This window comes from uncultured Desulfovibrio sp., from assembly GCF_944324935.1.
In the GTDB taxonomy this organism is placed as follows: Bacteria; Desulfobacterota; Desulfovibrionia; order Desulfovibrionales; family Desulfovibrionaceae; genus Desulfovibrio.
Window position 1 is genome coordinate 1 of record NZ_CALUYG010000031.1, and the last position, 19,071, is coordinate 19,071.

The following is a 19,071-nucleotide window of genomic DNA, read 5'->3' on the forward strand; positions in this document are numbered from 1 at the left end:
GCCGCGACAACGGTGCTTGAGCGATCCGCGCTGTACGTCGCCATGAGAAAACCGCTCTTGCGTTCGACAGCTGTAATAATGTAGCCACTTTTGCCGTTCCCATGTAGCAAATCACATTCCCAGTGGCCGTAACAATCCGCCTCAGGCCGTGATGATATGCGGGGAAGCGCAAAAATCCTCATTTTCTTGTCATGGACAAGACGCTTGCCCGGTCCCTTGTGTCGAAGGTAGCGCCCAAACCCTCTGAGCGGCCTTCCCTGGCGGTAAGAAAAGCCGTCCGCGATTCCCTGGCTGAGGGAGGCACTGCGGTTTTCACATGAAACAGGACAACGGGCAGGGCATCATATCAGGCGGGACATCCAGATGGCGTACATCTGATGACAGAATGAAAGGGCCGCCCTGATCTGGACACGTATTTTTCCTCCTTGCTGCATGGTATCCGTTCTGCCACATGAAGACTGCGCTCTCTGCCTTGCCGCCCGCACATACGCCATCCTGCCCGATTTTTTTGGCGGAAGCGCCTCTCCTGATGCGGCACTTCCCGCCTGTATGGCGGCGTCCAGACAGGAGGCCGCCCCATCTTTCCTTCCAGCCGGTCATGCGGCCGTACGATCTCTCTGCATGTCTGGCGGCCTGTCGGCCACGCCTGATAAAAAGGGGCGGCCCTTTGGCCGCCCCGAAAAGACCGTGATAGGCCGTCTGTCGCAGCTCAGGCCGCCGCCCGGGCAAGCCGGGCAAGGGTCTCTTCCTTGCCGAGGAAAGCCATGATCTCGGGCAGATGGGGGCCGCCCATGAAGCCCATGAGGGCCGTACGCAGGGCGGGGGCCACATCCTTGAACTTGAGGCCGTTGCCTTCGATATAGCCGTGCAGGGCGGCTTCCAGCGCGTCCTGCGTGAATTCGCTGGCGGCGAAGACCTCCCGCAGAGCGGCAAGATGCCCCTTGCCGGCCTCGGTGAGGTTTTTGGCCGCCGCCTTCTCGTCAAAGGGCAGCGCGGCCGCGGGGGTCAGCAGGGGCGCGAAGCTTTCAGCCAGGGCCTTGAGATTGGCGGCCCGTTCCCGGAACATGCGGCAAAGCGCCTCGAGGCGTCCATCGTCCAGACCGCTCACGTCATAGCCGGCCTGTTCGGCAAAGGGACGCACCAGCCCGGCCAGTTCGGCCAGCGGCAGTTCGCGCATGAAATGAGCGTTGCACCATTCCAGCTTGGCGGGGTCAAAGGCCGCGGCGGCGGGATTGAGGTTGCTGCCGTCGAAATATTCGATCAGCTCTTCCCGGGTGAAGATCTCCTGATCCCCGTGGGACCAGCCGAGCCGCACGAGGTAGTTGACCAGCGCCTGCGGCAGCAGACCGTCATTCTGGTACTCGATGACCGCCCGCGCCCCGTGGCGCTTGGAAAGCTTCTGGCGGTCGGGCCCGAGGATCATGGGCACATGGCCGAAGCGCGGCACGGGAAGACCGAGCGCCTCGTAGATGAGGATCTGGCGCGGCGTGTTGGAAACGTGGTCATCCCCCCGGATGACGTGGGTGATGCCCATTTCATGGTCATCGACCACCACGGCCATATTGTAGGTGGGCATGCCGTCGGCCCGGCGGATGACCATGTCGTCCAGCTCGTTCACGTCCACGGCGATGGTGCCCTTGACGAGATCGTCAAAGACCACCTTGCCGGCAAGCGGCGCCTTGAGGCGCACGCAGCGGCCCTCGCCGGGGCCGAGGTTGCGTTCGCGGCAGCAGCCGTTATACCGCGGCTTGAGGCCCTGCGCCCGGGCCTTCTCGCGCATGGCCTCCACCTCTTCGGGCGTGCAGGAGCACCAGTAGGCATGGCCGCTTTCCAGCAGCCTGTCCACATACTGATTGTACAGGGCCGTACGCTGCGTCTGGTAGTTGAGGGGACCGTCCCAATCCAGGCCAAGCCAGCGCATGGACGCCAGGATGGAGTCCGTATACTCCTGTTTGGAGCGCAGCAGGTCGGTGTCCTCGATGCGCAGATGGAACTGACCGCCGTAGTGGCGGGCCAGCAGCCAGCAGAAAATGGCGGTGCGCGCGCCGCCGATATGCAGATGTCCGGTGGGACTGGGCGCGAAACGGGTAACCACGTTCATGGGAAATCCTTGGGCGGGCATGCCGCCGGAACCAGGGTCGGGACGCATGGTCGATACCGCCCGCAACAGGCGTTTTTTCGGACAGCGGGACGCCGGGGACCCGGTCGGGTCGTCGTTTCCTTCCTTCACGAAGGCCCGGCGTTCCCGGCAGGGCCGCCGCGCGGAAAAAGGCGGCCTGGCGGCAGGGGGCGGCAAGCGCCCCGACCCCCGGGGTTGCACAAAGAAAAGCCGCCGCGACGATCGAATGCCGCAGAGGCTTGGACTATCCTATTTGCCGCGGCAAGGCAATTGCGCTTGCAGGGCGGCGGCCCCGATGCTACACATTTTTTTGCCGCACGGCGGATGGCGTCGTGGCGGCGATGCCAGCAAGGGGGGGAGCATGTCGCGCACCGTAGTCATCAAGTTTGGCGGACACGCCATGGACAAGGAAGCGCTTTGCGCGGCCTTTGCCGAGGATCTGGCCGTATTGAGCGCGGAGGGAACCCGCTGCGTGGTCGTCCACGGCGGCGGCCCCCAGATCAGCGCGCTGCTGGAACGCCTGCATATCGAAAGCCGCTTTGAAAACGGCCTGCGCGTTACGGATGAAGCCACCATGCAGGCTGTGGAAATGGTCCTCTGCGGCCAGGTCAACAAGGATGTGGTGCGCCGCTTTGCCGCGCACGGCGTCCGTGCGGCCGGCATCTCCGGCCGGGACGGCGGCCTCCTGCTGGCTTCGGTGCGTCAGCCCGCCCTGGGCCGCGTGGGCGAGGTGGACAAGGTGGATCCCGCCCTTGTGGAATGCCTGCTGGCCGGCGGCTTCGTGCCCGTGGTGGCTCCCGTGGCCTCTGATGCCGCGGGCCTGCCCCTGAACATCAATGCCGATACCGCGGCCGGGGCGCTGGCCGGGGCCCTGCACGCGGATTTCTTTGTCCTCATCTCCGATGTGCCCGGCGTTCTGGACGGGGAAAAACGCCTGATCCCCACGCTGGACCGCGCCCGCAGCCAGTCCCTCATGGCGGAGGGCGTCATCAACGGCGGCATGATCCCCAAGGTGGGCTCCTGCCTGCATGCCCTGGACGCCGGTTGCCGCCGGGCGCTCATCCTGGACGGCCGCGAACCGGGCAGCCTCCGCCGCTATCTCTGCGAGGACGCGCCACTGGGAACCGTGGTCACGGCCTGATCGCCACGAGGCCCTGACGGGCTCTCCCGTCCGGCCGTCCGGCGAATGCCCCGAAACGCTCCGCCCCGGGGATGGCGGCAGCCAGTCGCCGCCCCATACGCGCCCCGTGCCGACACGCGGGGCCCCGCAAGGTCAGCATGAATATATTTTCCTATGACCCGGCAACCGTCCTCAGCCTGATACTCACCATCATGCGGGTGAGCATCGTCATGTTCATGTTGCCCATTTTTTCCACCAACAACATCCCCATCAGCGTCAAGGCGGCCATCTCGGTCATCTTCACCCTGGGGGTCTGGCCGCATCTCTCGGTTTCCGGCGCGGTCATGCCGCAGCATCCTTTCGAGGTGGTGCTCATGCTGCTGGGCGAGATGGTGCTCGGCCTCGTGCTGGGCATGGCGGTCAACTTCCTTTTCATGGGCATCCAGTCGGGGGGGGAACTGCTCGGCTTCCAGATGGGCTTTACCATGATCAACTTCGCCGACCCGCTCACCGGCAACCAGACCGGCGCCACGGCCTTCTTCATCTGGATGGTCTCCGCCCTGACCTTCCTTGCGCTGGACGGCCATCTCTACATGATCCAGGGCTTTGTGGCCAGCTTCCGCATCGTGCCGCCCGGCGGCCTCATCGTGGGCGAGGCCGTGCTGGATCAGGTTATCCGCCTGTCGGCCGAAGTCTTCGTGCTGGCGCTCAAGATCGCGGCCCCGGTCATGGTGGCGCTCTTTCTGGTGGAAGTGGCGCTGGGCATGATGGCCCGCACCTCGCCCCAGATCCACATCATGGAATTCGGCTTCCCCATCAAGATCGCGGTGGGCTTCTTTTTCCTGAGCCTTCTGCTCTATATCATGGCCGAACATGTCGCCACCTTCATCCAGGGCATGGAGGGGCTGTTCACCAACCTCATGCGCATGATGCGTCCACTGCCGCGCTAGGCGGCATGCGCCCGGCGCTTGCCGGACGTTTGGCGAACCACGGTTCCCGGCAACGCATAAAAACGCCCCGCAGCCGCATCCGCTACGGGGCGTCGTCTTGCGCTTCGTGTCCAGAGAACTACCGACAGGCGGCCGCCAGACGAGCCAGGGCGTCCGCCATTTCCTGATGGGCCGCCAGCATCTCGTCCACACCGAAGCGGCGGTAGCGCCAGCGCATGCCGAACACCTCCTCCACCACGGCGGCGCAATGCGAGGTGGCGGTGGCCGTACCGTCGTCGGCCGTCGGCTCAAAACCTTCGCAGCGGTTGGCCGCATACATGATACGCAGCATTTCTTCCCGGCCCAGCTCGGGCGGCACGACCACCTTCACGCCGGAAGCGTCCACCCGCACGGGGCAGCCCGCCGGCAGCCCCTGCGGCCCGGGAGCGTGCAGAATCTCCCCGGTGTCGTGGAGCATGGCCCGGATGACCTGCAAGGCCGAGGCCGCCACGCACTGCTGATGCGTTTCCGACAGGAGGGGCATGTGGGCCGGGACCTGTGCCCAGAGATCGCGATCGATGTCCAGTTCCCCGGTGATATCCTTCCTGTCTTCCTCGATCTTCAGATAGAAGGGGATGCCGGGGGCCAGCGCGCCTTCCTGGAAGATCTGCATGCACATGCAGTGATGCCCCACCAGCGTGATGTGCAGCGCCTCGGGCGGCACATGGCGTTTTTCGGCCACGATACAGCGCAATATGGGCTCCAGCAGGGCCACATTGCCGACGCCCACATCGGGCGCGAGGCCGACCTTGCCGAGGATCTCGTGCAGGTAGTCCGGCCCGGAGACGTTGACCACCCGTGCGCGTGGCAGCGTGGCGCGCACGGCCCGCATGAGGTTGGTCAGCAAGACGCCGTGGCCGGGCGCCCAGGGGCGCAGACCGCAGCCCTCGGGCGCGCCGTAGTAGACCCGCCGTGCCAGCGCATGCGGCAGGCGGTGCAGATGCCACCAGGAAAGCAGGGTGGTGGCGTTGAAAATGATGTCCGGCTGCCAAGTCTCCAGGACCCGTGCGATCTCTTCGGGGTGCAGCATATCCACCCCAACGGCGTCCACCTTCGGGAAGCGCTGGGCGGCCCGCTCAAAGAAATTGACGGAGATAAGGCTGTTGGCCACCTGCCGTGCGTGCGCCTCACACACATCGCCCACCACCACATGCAGACCGGGGAGCCGCGCCGCCAGGTGGGCGGCGAAACATCCCACACCGCCAAGGCCGAGGATGAGCAGGGTTTGGGACATGGTTTTCCTCCTTGAGTGGTTGGACGCATCCTGACGGAGACCTCTCCGGCAGATGGCCGCCGGGCCATGACGGCCTGCGCGGGATGCGCAAGCCGTCAGTGAGCCCGCCCCTTAGCGCATAAGATTGACCAGGAACAGCGATATCTGCGGGCAGAGGGTGACGATGGCCAGCGTCAGCACCTGCACGCCGAGAAAAGCCCAGGATTCCCGCATGATGTTCCCGATCTTTTCCTTGCATATGGGCGCGGCTATCCAGAGCTGCGGCCCCATGGGCGGCGTCACCTCGCCGATGATGGCGCAGAAGACCGCCAGCGCGCCGTAGAGGGCGGGATCGATGCCGAGCGTCATGACGCTGGGCAGGAAGAGCGGCAGCACGATGACGACCATGGGAAAGGAGGAGAAGAAAAAGCCCATGACCAGCAGCAGGGCCTGCACCGCGAAGAGGAAGGCGGTGGGGCCGAGGTGCATGTCGATGACCCACTGGCTGATCATCTGGGGCAGGCCCACATAACCGAGGACGCGCCCGAAGAGTTCACCGCCGATGACGAGGAAGTAGATCATGCTGCTCAGGCGCACGGTCTCCACCAGCATGCTCAGAAAAACGCTCCAGGTGATGCCCTTGTAGATGAAGACGCCCAGCAGCAGGGAATAGATGCAGGCCACGGACGCCGCCTGGGTGGGGCTGAATACCCCGGAATAGATGCCGCCCAGTACGATGACGGGCATGAACAGGATGGGCAGGGCCTTGCGGAAGGCCGTCAGGCGTTCGGCCGTGGTGGCCTTCTTTCTGCCGTAGTAGCCGCGGCGCAGGGAGATGATGACGGTCAGCACGCACATGAGCAGAGCGGCCAGCAGGCCGGGACCCACGCCGGCCGCGAAGAGGTCGGCGATGGAGATGCGGTTGCTCGCCCCGAAGATGATCATGAAGACGCTGGGCGGGATGACCGCCCCAAGGCCGGCGGAGGTCACGGCAAGGCCCGAGGCAAAGGCCCGGGAATAGCCGGAGTCGGCCAGCATGGGTACGAAGATGGTGCCGATGATGGCCAGACAGGCCGTGGCGGAACCGGAAATGGAACCCAGAAAGGCGGCGAATACGCAGATGGCCACGGCCATGCCGCCGGGCAGATGACCGACCAGATTGCTCATGAAGTCCCGCAGGTGTCCCATGCCTCCGCTGGAAAGAATGGCGTTGCCGGCAAAGATGAAGAAGGGCATGGCCAGCAGGGGATAGCCGCTGATGGTGGTATAGAAGATTTGCGAAACATTGCCGATGGGAAAGCCCATCGTGTGAATCATGATGATGATGGAGCCGATGCTGAAGGTAACGCTCAGCGGCGTGCCTATGAGGAAAAAAAGGACGATCAGCGCCAGGGAAAGAATCGTGATGGTGTCCATGCCGTCTCCTTGTCGATGCTGCGGGCGTGAGCTAGTCGTCGTTTCCGGGCTTTCCGTCATAATTGGTGCGCAGCACCCGGCCAAGCTGGATGAGCGCGTACACGGTGAACACCGCCATGCCCAAGGGGATGCACATTTCCACCAGCCAGCGGGGAACGGGAACGCAGCGGATGATCTTCATGTTGAAGCGCCAGCACTGGCTGATGAAGATGATGCCGCTCCAGGTCACCACCACGCCAAAGGCGATGGTGGCAAGGCAGTTGACGATCTCGATGAACTTGCGCGGCTTGCCGTGCACGGCGTCACGCACCATGTCCACGGAGACATGTTCCCCTTCCAGCAGGATGGGCCCGGCCAGCATCATGACGGCCCAGATGGTGAGCCAGACGGGCAGGTCATACATGATGTCGAGGGAAAAATGGAAAACCGTGCGGCAGATGATCTCAGTAAAGTTGATGAGCACTCCCAGAAAAAACACCAGGCCCCAGAACTCCATCCAGCGTTGCTTGATGCGTCCATAACGTGTCGTCGTGCGTTCGGGCATACGGCCTCCTTGCCTTGCGGCGGGGCCGGGAAGCATCCCCCGGCCCCCTCCGGCATTACTTGCTGTCGCGGATGGCCTTGATCAGCGCGGGATCGGCATCCTTGGTGAATTCCTCGGCGGCCTGAGTCAGCGCCGCATCCCATTCGGCACGGGCTTCGGGCGTCAACTTGACCAGCTCGGTGTCGGGGTTTTCATCCCACCACTTGAGGATGCGCTTTTCCTCGGCTTCGAACCACTGGTGCACATCGGTGCACTGCACCACGAAATTGATGACGTCGCGCTCGGCCTGCGGCAGGCTGTTCCACCATTCCACGTTCACCACGAGCGCCTGCGGGCCGAAGCCGAAGGGCACGGGCAGCATGTACCTGGTCTGACGCGGCAGATCGAAGTAGGTATACCCGAAAATATCGTTGGTCAGGCCCTCGATCATGTTGGTTTGGAGGGCGGAGACGACTTCCGTATACGGCAGGGCGACGCCCACGAGGCCCAGCTTGTTGAAGGCCACGGCATAGGACTGCTGGCCGGCATAGCGGATCTTCTGGTTCCGCAGGGCCTTGAGCGTGTCGGCCGGGCCGGTCTTGGTCCAGAGATAGAAATGCCCGATGGAGTTGGTCCACTTGAGGATCTTGAAGCCGCAGTTCTTTTCCAGCATTTCCTGCTTGGCCTTCCACTGCGGGGTGTTCATGGCCCGCAGGAAATGCGCCATGTCCACAAACATGCCGGGCGTGGTGATGATCCGCCAGTCCGGGTCGAACTGCTCGATGAACTGGGGCAGGGTATAGGTGATCTGTCCCGCGCCGGTGGCCACGGCATTGAGAGCGTCCGCCGGGGACTTCACCACGTCGCCCACCCAGCGCATCCTGTACTTGCCGCGCAGGGCGGGATGGTTCTGCATGTAGAAATCCAGCGCCCCGTAATACATCCCCACAGCCTGCCCTTCCGCATAGGACGAGGCGGCGCTGAAGGGTTCGGGAAACAAGAGCTTAACTTCCTGAGGGCCGGCCTGTGCCGATCGGGCCATGCCGCCGAGCGTCAGGGTACAAACAGCAAGCAGACCTGCCAGAGTTCGCAACAACTTCATGGGATGCTCCTTCGCGTTTCTTGGTTTCCCGGATGCGCCCGGGGTCGTGTTCCTCTTCGCCATCTCTTCTTGAAAGCGAGGTGATTTTCTTACTGGCTTCCTCCGATTTGTTTTATTTAATAGAATTTATTTCTCATAATGTGAATTTTAGGAAAGAGGTTTTGGGGAGTCAAGCCTTTTATGCCGCTGGGAACAAATTTTGTGAAAAAAAATACAATTGCGATTTTTTATCAATAAGAACGCTCCCATACCGCCGCCGCGACAAAAAAAAAGAAGGAGCGACAGATGCTGTCGCTCCTCCAGAAACGGTCATCCCGGGCATGGCAGGCCGCACGCAGACACGAACGGCGGGCCCCGCCAGCCGGCAGCATACTCCGCACCGCGCGCAACCTCGCGCGACGGCACGGCGTGCGGTCATGCGGTTCTATTCACCTTCAGGCAGGCTTTCCGGCAGCAGATCCGCGCGGACGAGCGCCAGCTCCCGCAGCTTGCGCGTCTGCCCCCGGCTGAGTTCGCCGGTACGCTCATGGAAGACGATGACGTCTTCCAGCCAGCGCTGGAGCCCGTCTTCCGAGGCAAACAGCTCCCGTTGCCGGGCAAGGGGGTAGAGCGTGTGGGTGTCCACATCGCGCATGGCCTGCTCACGGCTGATGTCCTGCCCGCAGAACTCCCGCTGGAAGCGCTGGTACAGGGCGGCCAGCTCCGCGCGCGGCATGGCCTGCAGGGCCTCCACGGCCCGCAGATAGCAGGTGAGGAAGGCGCGTACCTGGGGTGCGGCCGTCTCGGCGTATTCCGTGCGGGCCATGAGAAGCGTGGGCTGCACGAGACCAATATCCTTGCCGGTCAGCAGCGGTTTCAGACCGGCCCGCTCGGCGGCATGGGTCGCCGGGGCCCACAGCACGGCCATGTCTCCCAGGCCTCCCGCCAGACCGGCAATGGCCTCATCCGGCGGCGTGTCCAGCAGGGAAATGCTGTCCTCGCCGAGTCCCATCTTGTCCAGCCAGAGCAGCAGGAGCTGATGAGCGCTCGTACCGCGCGGACACAGCACGATCTTGCCCGTCACCAGCCGGGCATAATCCCTGGCGGAGGGGGAATCGCGCAGCGCCGCCGGCAGCGGACTGTCGGCCCGCACAAAAACGACATTGGCCGCCGCCTCATCGGAGCCGATGCCCACGACACAGGCCTGCTTGCGGAGCATGCCCAGCACGCCGGGCGCGCCGCCCAGGCCGGCGACGTCCCATTTGATGCTGCTGGCATTGTCCATCAGATACTTTCCCGAAGGGTAAAGCCGCATGTCGAGCGTTATGCCCGCGGCCGCGTCCCATTGCCGCTCATGGGCGTACCAGGCGGGAAGAGCCTCGAATTCCGTGAGCCATGCGCTCTTTACCGTCACCGGCGCGGCCTGCGCCGCCGTGGCGAGCAGCAGCAGACAAAGGGCTGCCCATAGGATCGTCTTTTTCATGGTATGCACTCCTCCGGGAGAGGGGCCGGGACATCCGCGCGCCCCGGCCCCGGTCCATTACAGTTCGTGGGCCGTGCGGCTCAGGATGTCTTCCTGGATCTCCTTGCTCAGTTCCACGAAGTAGGCGCTGTAGCCGGCCACGCGGACAAGCAGGCTCTTGTAGTCTTCGGGATGCTTCTGGGCGCAACGCAGGATCTCATGGCTGACGACGTTGAATTGCACATGGAAAACGTCAAGGTCAAGGAAGGTCTTGAGGAAGGCCGAGATGCGGGCGCGGCCTTCCTTGCCCTGGATGACCTGCGGGGTGAACTTGATGTTCAGCAGGGTGCCGCCGTCGATGCTTTCGTGCGGCAGCTTGCCCAGCGACTGGAGGATGGCCGTCGGGCCCATGCGGTCATGGCCCTGCGAGGGGGAGCAGCCGTCGGCCAGCGGCCGGCCGGCATTGCGGCCGGAGGGCAGGGCGGCGACGGACATGCCCTGCGGCACGTTGGAGGAGACCGGGTAGAGGGCCGGCAGCTTGTGGTTGCCGAGCTTGCCGCGGTACGTATCGATCTCCTTGATGATGACGTCGCACATGGCGATCATGGCCTCGTCCGCGCCGGGATCGTTGTTGCCCCACTTGGGCGCGTCTTCCTCAAGGGCGCGCTGGAGGGCCTCATATCCCTTGAAGTCGGCCTTGATGGCGGCGGTGAGGTCGGCCATGCTGAAGCGCTTCTCGTCGAAGATGATCTTCTTGACCGCGGCCAGCGAGTCCACGAAATCGCCCACGCCGTTACCGTTCATGCCGGGCCCGGTGTTGAATTCCGCACCGCCGTGGGTGAGGTCGCGCCCCTTTTCCATGCAGCCCGTGGTGAACATGGAGGCCACGGGATTGGGCAGATACTGATAGTGCAGCTCTTCCAGCATGTTCTGTGAGACCGAGAACTGGTGCAGCAGATGCCGCAACTGGGCAAAGAGCGCTTCCTTGAACTGCTCGAAGGTGGTGAAGGTGGCCGGATCGCCGGTCTCTATCCCCAGCTTCTTGCCGCTTTGCAGGTGGACGCCGTTGGTCATGGTGAATTCCACGGCGCTGCCGAGGTTGTAGTGCCCGGCGGAGCTCCACTGATAGTGCCGGCCGGCCAGCTGGGCTTCCACGCAGCCGATGGGGGCCCAGTCACGGGCCAGATGGGCGGGGATGCCCTTCTTGAGCAGCATCTTGTAGCCCACGTCGTCGCTGAACACCGCCGGGAAGCCGGACCCCGTCTGCACGAGTTCCGCCACCTTGAGGAAGAAGGCTTCGGGGTTCTTCTTGCTGATGCGCACCGAAAGCGAGGGCTGCACCATCTGCACATCGATGCCCGCTTGCAGCATGAGATAGGTCAGGGGATTGACGGCGTCGCGCCCGTAGGTGTCCAGCCCGCCGAGCGCGATGTTCTGGAAGGCGCAATACCCCGAGTAATGCCGGGCGGCGGGCTCGTTCCAGTACCAGATCTGCTCGCCGGTCTTCACATAGAAGCACTCGATGAGTTCCAGGATATCCTCGTCCGACGCGCCGGCGGCGCGCTCCTTTTCGTAATAGGGCAGGAGGTACTGATCAAGCAGGCCCGGCGAATAGCCGCCCGCATTGCCCTCGATGAACAGGCCCACAAAGACGAAGTAGACAAGCTGCATGGCCTCATGGAAGGTCTGGGGCGCATTGTGGGCAATGGCCCGGCAGGCGCTCTCGATGCGGCGCAGATCTTCCTTGCGCTGTGCATCGGCGCCGACCTGAAGGGCGCGGGCCGCGTCGGCGTGCCGTTCGCAGAGGATGGAGAAGCCTTCGCAGCAGATGATGACCGATTGCCAGAAATCTCGCCGGGAAAAATTCTCGATGTCGTTGAAATCCAGGTTTGCCAGATGCGCCTCGGCCTGGCGGCGGATGCCGTCGAAGCCCAGCGGAAGGATGATCTGCTGGAAGGCCGGCACCATGTCGCCCGGGGTGCATTCGATCTTCACGTCATTGTCGCACACGCCGCCCACGGCGACCAGATCGCGTATCTCCTGCGGGGCGCGGGCATTCCAGAAATCGCGCAACGTCTTTCCCTTCCAGTAGGGATAGACCAGCTCGCGGTACTGGCGCTTCTGCTCCTCGGTGATCTGGTAGGGGTCCTGGGGGCGGGTGCTCATGGTGTTGAGCTCTTCATAAAACCAGTTATTGGACAGCTCGGGGTTCACGTGGATGCTGCGCGCCACGGCCCCCGCATTGCCCACGATGAGCTCGTGCGGCTGGATGGTGATGGTCTTGGTCTCGCAATGCCGCCGGAAGGCCTTGGCGCGGCGGATGATCATGGGTTCGCTTTCGGTCTCCCGGAAGACTTCCGTCTTGGAGAGCGCGCCTTCGATGCAGACGCTGGGACGATGCGAAAAGAACTGGGACTTCAGCTGCTTCACGCGGTCAAGCCGCGCCTTTTCCGTAGTAGCCATGATGTTCCTCCAGAAATGTCATCACGGACAGGTTGATGGTCGGGTCAAGGGGATTTTTCAGGCCGTGCACAGGACGGGGATGCTCCCGAGCCCCTCGCGAAGCACGGCAACGGCATGGGCCACATGCTCCTCTCCCGGCGGGGGGGTATCGCCCAGGGCATATTCCCGGCCCAGCATCTCATATTTGTTCTTGCCGAGCCGGTGGTACGGCAGCACTTCAAGATCGAAGTCGCCCTCCATGCCGGCCAGCAGGGCGGCGTAAGCGGCAAGATGCGCGTCGTCGTCGTTGCAGCCGGGGATGAGCGGCAGCCGGAGATGGACGGGGGCCTTTCTTTCGCGGAGCAGACGGGAGAGATTTTCCAGGATATGGGTGTTGTCCATGCCGGTCAGACGCTTGTGTACCGCATTGTCGGCATGCTTGATGTCCATGAAGAGAATGTCCGTCACCTCGGACAGGCGGCGCAGGTTTTCGTAGGGCGCGTATCCCGAGGTCTCCACGGCCGTCTGGATGCCGAGGGCGTGGCATTCCTCGCTCAGGGCCACCGCAAAATCGCACTGGGCCAGCACCTCGCCGCCGGACAGGGTCACGCCGCCGCCCGAATTGCGATAAAAGAGCATGTCCGCGGCGATATTGGCCACCACACTTTCCAGCGTATATTCCTGGCCGGCCATGATCAGCGCCTTGCCGGGACAGGATGCCGTACACAGGCCGCAGTTGATGCAGCGGCTGCGATCGATGCGCGGCAGGGAACCAGGCGTCATGCTCACCGCCTGCTGCGGGCAGACGGCCGCACAGGCCCCGCAGCGCAGACACTTGTCCGTCTTTTGCAGGAGCTCCGCGCCGAAATGCTGGGTGGTGGGGTTGGAGCACCAGAGGCAGCGCAGCGGGCAGCCCTTGAAAAAGACCGTGGTCCGCGTCCCCGGCCCGTCATGGAGGCTGAAATGCTGGATGTTTTCTATGACGGCCTTCATAAACCCGCCCGCACGTCAAGTTCTTCGAATTCCTTTTCGTGGCGGCGCTTGAGGGCATAGAGCTTGGCCAGCTCCACCGAAGCCCGCCGCTCCACATCCCCGGCGCACTCCAGCATGACTTCCATAACGCGCACGGAAGGGCTCATGCTCAACAGCCAGCGCAGGGTCCTGGCCACGTCTTCCGGCTGCACCATTTCCTCGGGGCGCAGGGAGGGGCCCTCATTGGCGGCCATTTCCGTATTGACCCAGCCGGGACAGATGGTGGTGATGCTGATGCCCCTGGCGGCGTACTCCCGGTAGGCCGATTCACTCAGCCCGACCAGCCCGTACTTGGACGCCGAATAGCCGCCCAGCCCGGCCACGGCCACCTTGCCGTTGCGCGAGGCCACATTGACGATGCGCCCGCCGCCCTGGGCCGTCATCCGCGGTAGAAAGGCCTGCATGAACAGGAAGGGCGCGCGCAGATTGACCGCAAACAGACGGGTGAAGGTCTCCGCATCCTGATCGAACGTGCCGGGGATGCTGATGCCCGCGGCATTGAAGAGCAGATCGACACGCCCCTGCCTGCGGATGATGTCCTCGGCCGTGGCCTTGACGGCCGCCACATCGGCCACGTCCACGGCGGCCATGTCCGGCTGGTGCGCCGCGTCCGGGGAGTGCTTTTCGCACAGCTCGCGGCAGGCCTGCTCAAGATTGCGGGGATTGCGCGCCACCAGCACGACGCGATAGCCCAGACTCATGCACTCATCCGCCACGGCCTTGCCGATGCCGCGGCTGCCGCCGGTCACGACAGCGACGGGAACCTGACTCATAGCTTCTTCCTCCTGTTTGCCCGAATGACGGCTATTCCGGTACGACACAGCAGATAAAGGTCTTTTTCACATGGTGGGGGATGTGCCAGATGGTATGCGCCCCCTGGGGGATGACGAAACAGTCCCCCGGTCCCACCGTCAGGCGGCTGCCGTCATCGTGTTCGATCACGGCTTCGCCTTCGAGGATGGTGCACATTTCGCAGCTCGGATGCGACGGGATGGCAAAGCTGCCGGCCGCGCATTCCCAGACGCCGGCGCTGACCGTTCCCTGCGGATGGACAAAACGCCGCCAGACATGGGTGACGGGATCCCCCGACAAGGGGTTCGGGGCAACGGCCTCCACAGCCTCGGTCCTGCTTCCTTCAACAATGGGGACAACCTTGCGCATCGCAGCCTCCTAAATTCACATATCGTGAATTTTTTTCTAGTATTGTTTACACACATACCTTTGTCAAGGTATTATCGACGGGAAAAATAAAATAGGCTAATATCCTGTAATGACGTGAACGCATGCTGCGGCATCAAGGGGTCGGAAATGGGAAAGAACAGCGTTACCTATGTGCAAACATTTGAAAAAGGCCTGCAACTGCTGGAGCTCCTCGTCGAGGAGAAACATGTGACCGTCACCAGCGTAGCCAAGCGTATGGGCATGCAGAAAAGCGCGAGCTACCGCTTTTTGAGCACCCTGCGCCTGCACGGCTATGTGGACAAGGACCAGCACAACAACTATGTGCTGACCGACAAGCTTGCCAAACTCGGGAAGGGCATCCTGCCCAAACGGGACTTTGACCAGATCGCCACGCAGTTCCTGGATGAGCTTGCCAAAAAAAACAAGGACAACAACGGGATATGCAATCTTGGCATGTGGAACGGCAAGGAGATCGTCTACCGGCTGCAAAGCACGAACTCAAGCTACGCCCAGTTCACCGTCGGTCGCACCGTGCCGGCCTACTGCTCGGCGCTGGGCAAGGCCATACTGGCGCATCTCCCGGAAAAGGAGCTTGCGGCCTACATCCAGCGCACGGACTTCACCACCTTCACGGAAACGACCACCAGCAGCCCTGAACAGCTGCTGCGCGATCTGGAAGACGTGCGGGAAAAGGGCTATGCCCTCATGGACGGCGAGCTTTACCCCTCGCTCAAGGGGCTTGCCATCCCCATCCTCAGCGCCAGGGTGCCGGTACGCTATGCGGTAAGCGTCACCCAGACGCTCTACGGCCCCATCGGCGACTTTGTGGAGCAGATGCTCGACCCGCTCAGGGAGACCGTGGAAGACCTGGTGAGCTATGTGGACTATTACGGCTTCAGCTAGGAGCAGGGACACGGCGTGACGTGCGCTGCCGGTTTTTCCGGCGGCTGCCGCAAAAGGGCGAGCAACGGGCCGTGCGGCAGGCCGACGCCGGAAAGGCGGGAGAAAGCGCGGCCCTGCCGTGGGCGAAGGACCGGCGGCGCTGAAAGAAAAAGAACGGCTGCCCCATGCGGGACAGCCGTTCTTTCGCGCCGTCATATCGCCTGTCCGCCATCCGGCGGATGGCGGCAGTCCGGCAACCGCTCAGCCGACAAGATGCCGGTTGCCGAACTTTTCGGTGATGAGTTCCTTGATGATCTTGGTGAGGCGCGGCAGATCCGGCTTGGAGACCTGTCTGTCCGCGCCCACGCGTTCCCCCTTGGCCCGCAGGGCCTCGGTGATGAGGGAGGAGAACAGGATGACCGGCATGTCGCGCATGCTCGTATCGTTACGGATGTGCGCCGTCAGGCTGTGCCCGTCCATATCCGGCATCTCGATATCCGAAATGACCAGCTGGATCTCGTCGGTCACTCTGTGCTCCGTCCCGGCGAACTGATCCCGCAGGCCGCACAGATATTCCCAGGCTTCGTTGCCGTTGGCCTTGTCCGTCACGCGGAAGCCCGCCTTCTCCAGAGAGGAACGGATGATGTGCCGCAGGGAGGAGGAGTCGTCCACTACCAGCAGGTGATAATGTCCCGCGCCCTCGATGGGCGTGGTGTCCACCTCCACATGGCTCATGTCCAGCGAGGGGTCGAGGCTGGCGAGGATCTTTTCCATGTCCAGCACGAAGAGGACGCGGTCGTCGATGCGCAGCACGCTTGTCACGCACTCCCGCGAATAGTTGTGGACATAGGCATTGGGCGCTTCCATCCTGTCCCAGGTCAGGCGATGGATGCTCGTCACCGACGAGACAAGGAAGGCCGCCTGCACCCCGCAAAATTCCGTCACCAGCACCTTGTTGGTCTCGCTCTGCACGAGACGCTTGCCGAGCCATGCCGCCAGATCCACCAGCGGCAGCACCCGCCCGCGCAGATTGAACGTCCCCAGGGAAGAGCAGTCGCTGTTCCCGGGCATGTTGGTGATGCTCGGCAACCGGATGATCTCCAGCACTTTGGCGACGTTGATGCCGTAATGCCCCGTATAGGTCGAACCGTCGGGCAGTTCTTCCGTGAGGAGGAATTCGATGATCTCCAGCTCGTTGTTCCTGGCTTCAAGCAGGCTGACTTGGCTCATGTGAAAGACCCTTCCGGTAAAGCGCTTCTGGCTAACCTTATCGTCCGCTTTACAGGCAGCTTAATGGCTGCGCGGCAAATTCCTCCGCCCGCAAAGGCTAGGCGGCAGGGCGTTTCCGGGCGGCGGCCCGTCCGCGTCCCTCCCGCGGCGGTTCCCGCCGGGGACAGACGCCGGCCAGCTCGCAGGCGTCGCAGCGGGGGGAGCGGGCATGGCAGACATCCCGTCCGAACCAGACCATGCGGTGATTGACGTCCCCCCATTCCGCACGCGGGAAAAGCCGCATGAGGTCTTTCTCCACCGCCACGGGATCGGTCTGGGCGGTCAGCCCCAGCCGGTAGCTTATGCGCTTGACGTGCGTGTCCACGGCCAGCCCCTCATTGAGGCCGAATGCGCCGAACAGCACCACATTGGCCGTCTTGCGCGCCACGCCGGGCAGGGTGATCAGATCGTCAAGGCGCGGCGGGACCTCCCCGCCGTAGACCTCGCAGACGCGACGGGCGGCCCCCAGCAGGTTTCTGGCCTTGCTGTGATAAAAGCCGGTAGGGCGGATGACCTCTTCAAGCGCTTCCTGGCTGGTCCGGGCAAGCTCCGCCGGGCCCGGCCAGCGCCGGAAGAGCTCGGGCGTGACGGTATTGACCCGCGCATCCGTACACTGGGCCGCCAGAACGGTGGCCACCAGCAGTTGCCAGGCATTGGCCGCCACCAGATGGGTGGCCGGACGGGGATAGCGCGCCCGCAGGGCGACGAGGACGGCTTCGGCGCGGGCCAGCGCGCCACGAGGCAGGGCGGTTCCGGTACTCATGGGCTTTCTATGCCACAGGGCGTGCGACGGGACAAGCCATTTGCGGATCCGACCGCCGCCGCGACGGGGGAGACGGCCGCCCCTTTTGTTTTCCGCCGGGATGGGCTATGATGCGACCTTCTCTTTTTTCAGGAAATGGCGCTGCTCATGCTGCTTGTCTATGTCACCTTTCCGCAGGAAGGCTGCCTGCGGGATCTCCCCGGCGAGGTCGCCGGCCCCGCGCGGCCGCGCGGCCTTGACGCCGCCCGCCTTCTGGCCCGCGAGCTCGTTGCGGCCCGGCTGGCCGCGGGTGTCAACATTCTGCCCGGCGTCGTCTCGACGTACCGCTGGCAGGGGGCTGTCCGCGAGGCGGCGGAGATTGTGTTGCTGGCGCAGGTGAGCGAGGCGGCCCTGGCGGACTTCCGCGCCCATGTGCGGGCCCGGCATCCCCATGAGGTCCCCTGCATTTCCGCCCTGCCCATCGCGGACGGCGATGCCGCTTTCCTGCGCTGGATCGGGGAAAACAGCCTCCCCGCGCAGTCCGACGCCATCCACCCTTAACCACCACAAGGAATACGCATGGCCATCTATGTTTCCGGTTCTCTGGCCTTTGACCGCATTATGACCTTTGACGGCAATTTCCAGGATCATGTGCTCATGGACAAGCTGCATACGCTCAGCGTGAGCTTCATGGTGGACAACATGAACGAACTGCGCGGAGGCTGCGCGGGCAACATCGCCTACACGCTGGCCCTGCTGAGCGAAAAGCCGCTCATCGTCGCCTCGGCCGGACGGGATTTCGCGGGCTATGCCGCCGCCCTGGAAGAAATGGGGCTCTCCACCGAGGGCATCCGCCGGGATGCGGACGTCTTCACCGCGCTCTGCTACATCACCACCGACCGCAACAACAACCAGATCACCGGCTTCTATCCCGGAGCCATGAGCCTGCCCGCCAGCTACGACTTTCCCCACCTCGACCCGGCCAGTGACTGGGCCATCGTCTCACCCGGCAATCTGGAGGATATGCGCCGCCTGCCGCGCTTCTTCCGGGAAAAGGGCGTCCGCTACATCTATGACCCCGGCCAGCAGCTCCCCGTCCTCAGCGCCGCTGATCTGCTGGACGCCATCACCGGCTCGTATGCCTGCGTCACCAACGATTACGAGATCGGCATGGTCTGCAAGACCACGGGCAAGAGCGAGGAGGAGCTCCTCCAGCTCACCGGCTGGCTGGTGACCACCCTCGGAGCCAAGGGCCAGCGCATCCGCAACGCGCAGGGCGTGGACATGCACATCCCGGCCATTGCCTGCCAGGACGTGAAGGACCCCACCGGCGCGGGCGACAGCCATCGCTCCGGCCTGCTCAAGGGTCTTTCCCGCGGGCTCTCCATGCCCGAGGCGGCCAAGGTCGGCGCGGTGAGCGCCTGCTACGCCATCGAGCAGCTCGGCACGCAGGCCCACCACTTCAGCTACGACCAGTTCCGCCGCCGCTATGAAGAAGCCTTCGGCCCGCTGCCCGCGGCGCTTGCCTGAGCCCCGCACATCAACGCACACCGCCGCGCGGGGGAGGAAACGCCCTGCCCCGCGCGCTTCAGCCATGCC

17 protein-coding genes are annotated in these 19,071 nt (G+C 63.7%); 5 read left to right on the forward strand and 12 right to left on the reverse strand.

Annotation, left to right across the window (positions count from 1 at the left end; genetic code table 11):
* Window positions 1-709 precede the first annotated feature (709 nt).
* On the reverse strand, window positions 710-2,101 hold the full coding sequence (gene gltX / locus Q0J54_RS08285) for a glutamate--tRNA ligase (protein WP_296304999.1): 1,392 nt from the start codon (window positions 2,099-2,101) through the stop codon (window positions 710-712).
* 379 nt (window positions 2,102-2,480) lie between these two features.
* Here gltX and argB point away from each other — a divergent pair, with 379 nt between their 5' ends.
* Window positions 2,481-3,260, forward strand: a complete 780-nt coding sequence (gene argB, locus Q0J54_RS08290) for an acetylglutamate kinase (RefSeq protein ID WP_296305000.1) — start codon at window positions 2,481-2,483, stop codon at window positions 3,258-3,260.
* 137 nt (window positions 3,261-3,397) lie between these two features.
* Entirely contained in the window at window positions 3,398-4,189 is a 792-nt protein-coding gene (gene fliR, locus Q0J54_RS08295; protein ID WP_296305001.1) for a flagellar biosynthetic protein FliR, read from the forward strand.
* Between the two features lie 118 nt (window positions 4,190-4,307).
* Here the strand turns inward: fliR and Q0J54_RS08300 are convergent, their stop codons facing one another.
* The 9 genes from Q0J54_RS08300 to Q0J54_RS08340 all read right to left on the reverse strand — a co-directional run bounded on the left by Q0J54_RS08300 (window position 4,308) and on the right by Q0J54_RS08340 (window position 14,558).
* Window positions 4,308-5,462 (reverse strand): hypothetical protein, encoded by a 1,155-nt coding sequence (locus tag Q0J54_RS08300; RefSeq protein ID WP_296305002.1) that lies wholly within the window; start codon window positions 5,460-5,462, stop codon window positions 4,308-4,310.
* A gap of 111 nt (window positions 5,463-5,573) precedes the next feature.
* Window positions 5,574-6,857, reverse strand: a complete 1,284-nt coding sequence (locus Q0J54_RS08305; RefSeq protein ID WP_296305003.1) for a TRAP transporter large permease — start codon at window positions 6,855-6,857, stop codon at window positions 5,574-5,576.
* A gap of 31 nt (window positions 6,858-6,888) precedes the next feature.
* On the reverse strand, window positions 6,889-7,401 hold the full coding sequence (locus tag Q0J54_RS08310) for a TRAP transporter small permease (RefSeq protein WP_296305004.1): 513 nt from the start codon (window positions 7,399-7,401) through the stop codon (window positions 6,889-6,891).
* Window positions 7,402-7,456: 55 nt separating this feature from the next.
* Window positions 7,457-8,482 carry a TRAP transporter substrate-binding protein gene (locus Q0J54_RS08315; protein ID WP_296305005.1) on the reverse strand — a complete coding sequence of 342 codons (1,026 nt, stop codon included), beginning with the start codon at window positions 8,480-8,482 and terminating at the stop codon, window positions 7,457-7,459.
* Window positions 8,483-8,906: 424 nt separating this feature from the next.
* Window positions 8,907-9,944, reverse strand: a complete 1,038-nt coding sequence (locus Q0J54_RS08320) for an ABC transporter substrate-binding protein (RefSeq protein ID WP_296305006.1) — start codon at window positions 9,942-9,944, stop codon at window positions 8,907-8,909.
* Window positions 9,945-10,001: 57 nt separating this feature from the next.
* On the reverse strand, window positions 10,002-12,386 hold the full coding sequence (locus tag Q0J54_RS08325) for a pyruvate formate lyase family protein (RefSeq protein WP_296305007.1): 2,385 nt from the start codon (window positions 12,384-12,386) through the stop codon (window positions 10,002-10,004).
* Window positions 12,387-12,443: 57 nt separating this feature from the next.
* A complete protein-coding gene (locus Q0J54_RS08330; protein ID WP_296305008.1) occupies window positions 12,444-13,358 on the reverse strand; it encodes a glycyl-radical enzyme activating protein in 915 nt (304 codons plus the stop codon).
* Window positions 13,355-14,170, reverse strand: coding sequence for an SDR family oxidoreductase (locus Q0J54_RS08335; RefSeq protein ID WP_296305009.1), 816 nt, complete (start codon window positions 14,168-14,170; stop codon window positions 13,355-13,357). Before Q0J54_RS08335 ends, Q0J54_RS08330 begins: the two co-directional genes overlap by 4 nt.
* A 31-nt stretch (window positions 14,171-14,201) precedes the next feature.
* Window positions 14,202-14,558 (reverse strand): cupin domain-containing protein, encoded by a 357-nt coding sequence (locus Q0J54_RS08340; protein ID WP_296305010.1) that lies wholly within the window; start codon window positions 14,556-14,558, stop codon window positions 14,202-14,204.
* Window positions 14,559-14,705: 147 nt separating this feature from the next.
* On the opposite strand from Q0J54_RS08340, the gene Q0J54_RS08345 reads away from it, so the two are divergent.
* On the forward strand, window positions 14,706-15,482 hold the full coding sequence (locus Q0J54_RS08345; RefSeq protein ID WP_296305011.1) for an IclR family transcriptional regulator: 777 nt from the start codon (window positions 14,706-14,708) through the stop codon (window positions 15,480-15,482).
* Between the two features lie 240 nt (window positions 15,483-15,722).
* On the opposite strand, the gene Q0J54_RS08350 is transcribed toward Q0J54_RS08345, so the two are convergent.
* Together Q0J54_RS08350 and nth are read right to left on the reverse strand one after the other, a co-directional pair.
* Entirely contained in the window at window positions 15,723-16,691 is a 969-nt protein-coding gene (locus Q0J54_RS08350) for a chemotaxis protein (RefSeq protein ID WP_296305012.1), read from the reverse strand.
* Window positions 16,692-16,788: 97 nt separating this feature from the next.
* The gene (gene nth, locus Q0J54_RS08355; protein ID WP_296305013.1) at window positions 16,789-17,493 is read right to left on the reverse strand and encodes an endonuclease III; all 705 of its coding nucleotides are present in this window, start codon (window positions 17,491-17,493) and stop codon (window positions 16,789-16,791) included.
* Between the two features lie 147 nt (window positions 17,494-17,640).
* Between nth and cutA the strand changes: the two genes are divergently transcribed.
* Window positions 17,641-18,033: a divalent-cation tolerance protein CutA gene (gene cutA, locus Q0J54_RS08360; RefSeq protein WP_296305014.1), complete on the forward strand. Its 393-nt coding sequence runs from the start codon at window positions 17,641-17,643 to the stop codon at window positions 18,031-18,033.
* A gap of 18 nt (window positions 18,034-18,051) precedes the next feature.
* Entirely contained in the window at window positions 18,052-19,002 is a 951-nt protein-coding gene (locus tag Q0J54_RS08365; protein ID WP_296305015.1) for a carbohydrate kinase family protein, read from the forward strand.
* Window positions 19,003-19,071: the final 69 nt, after the last annotated feature.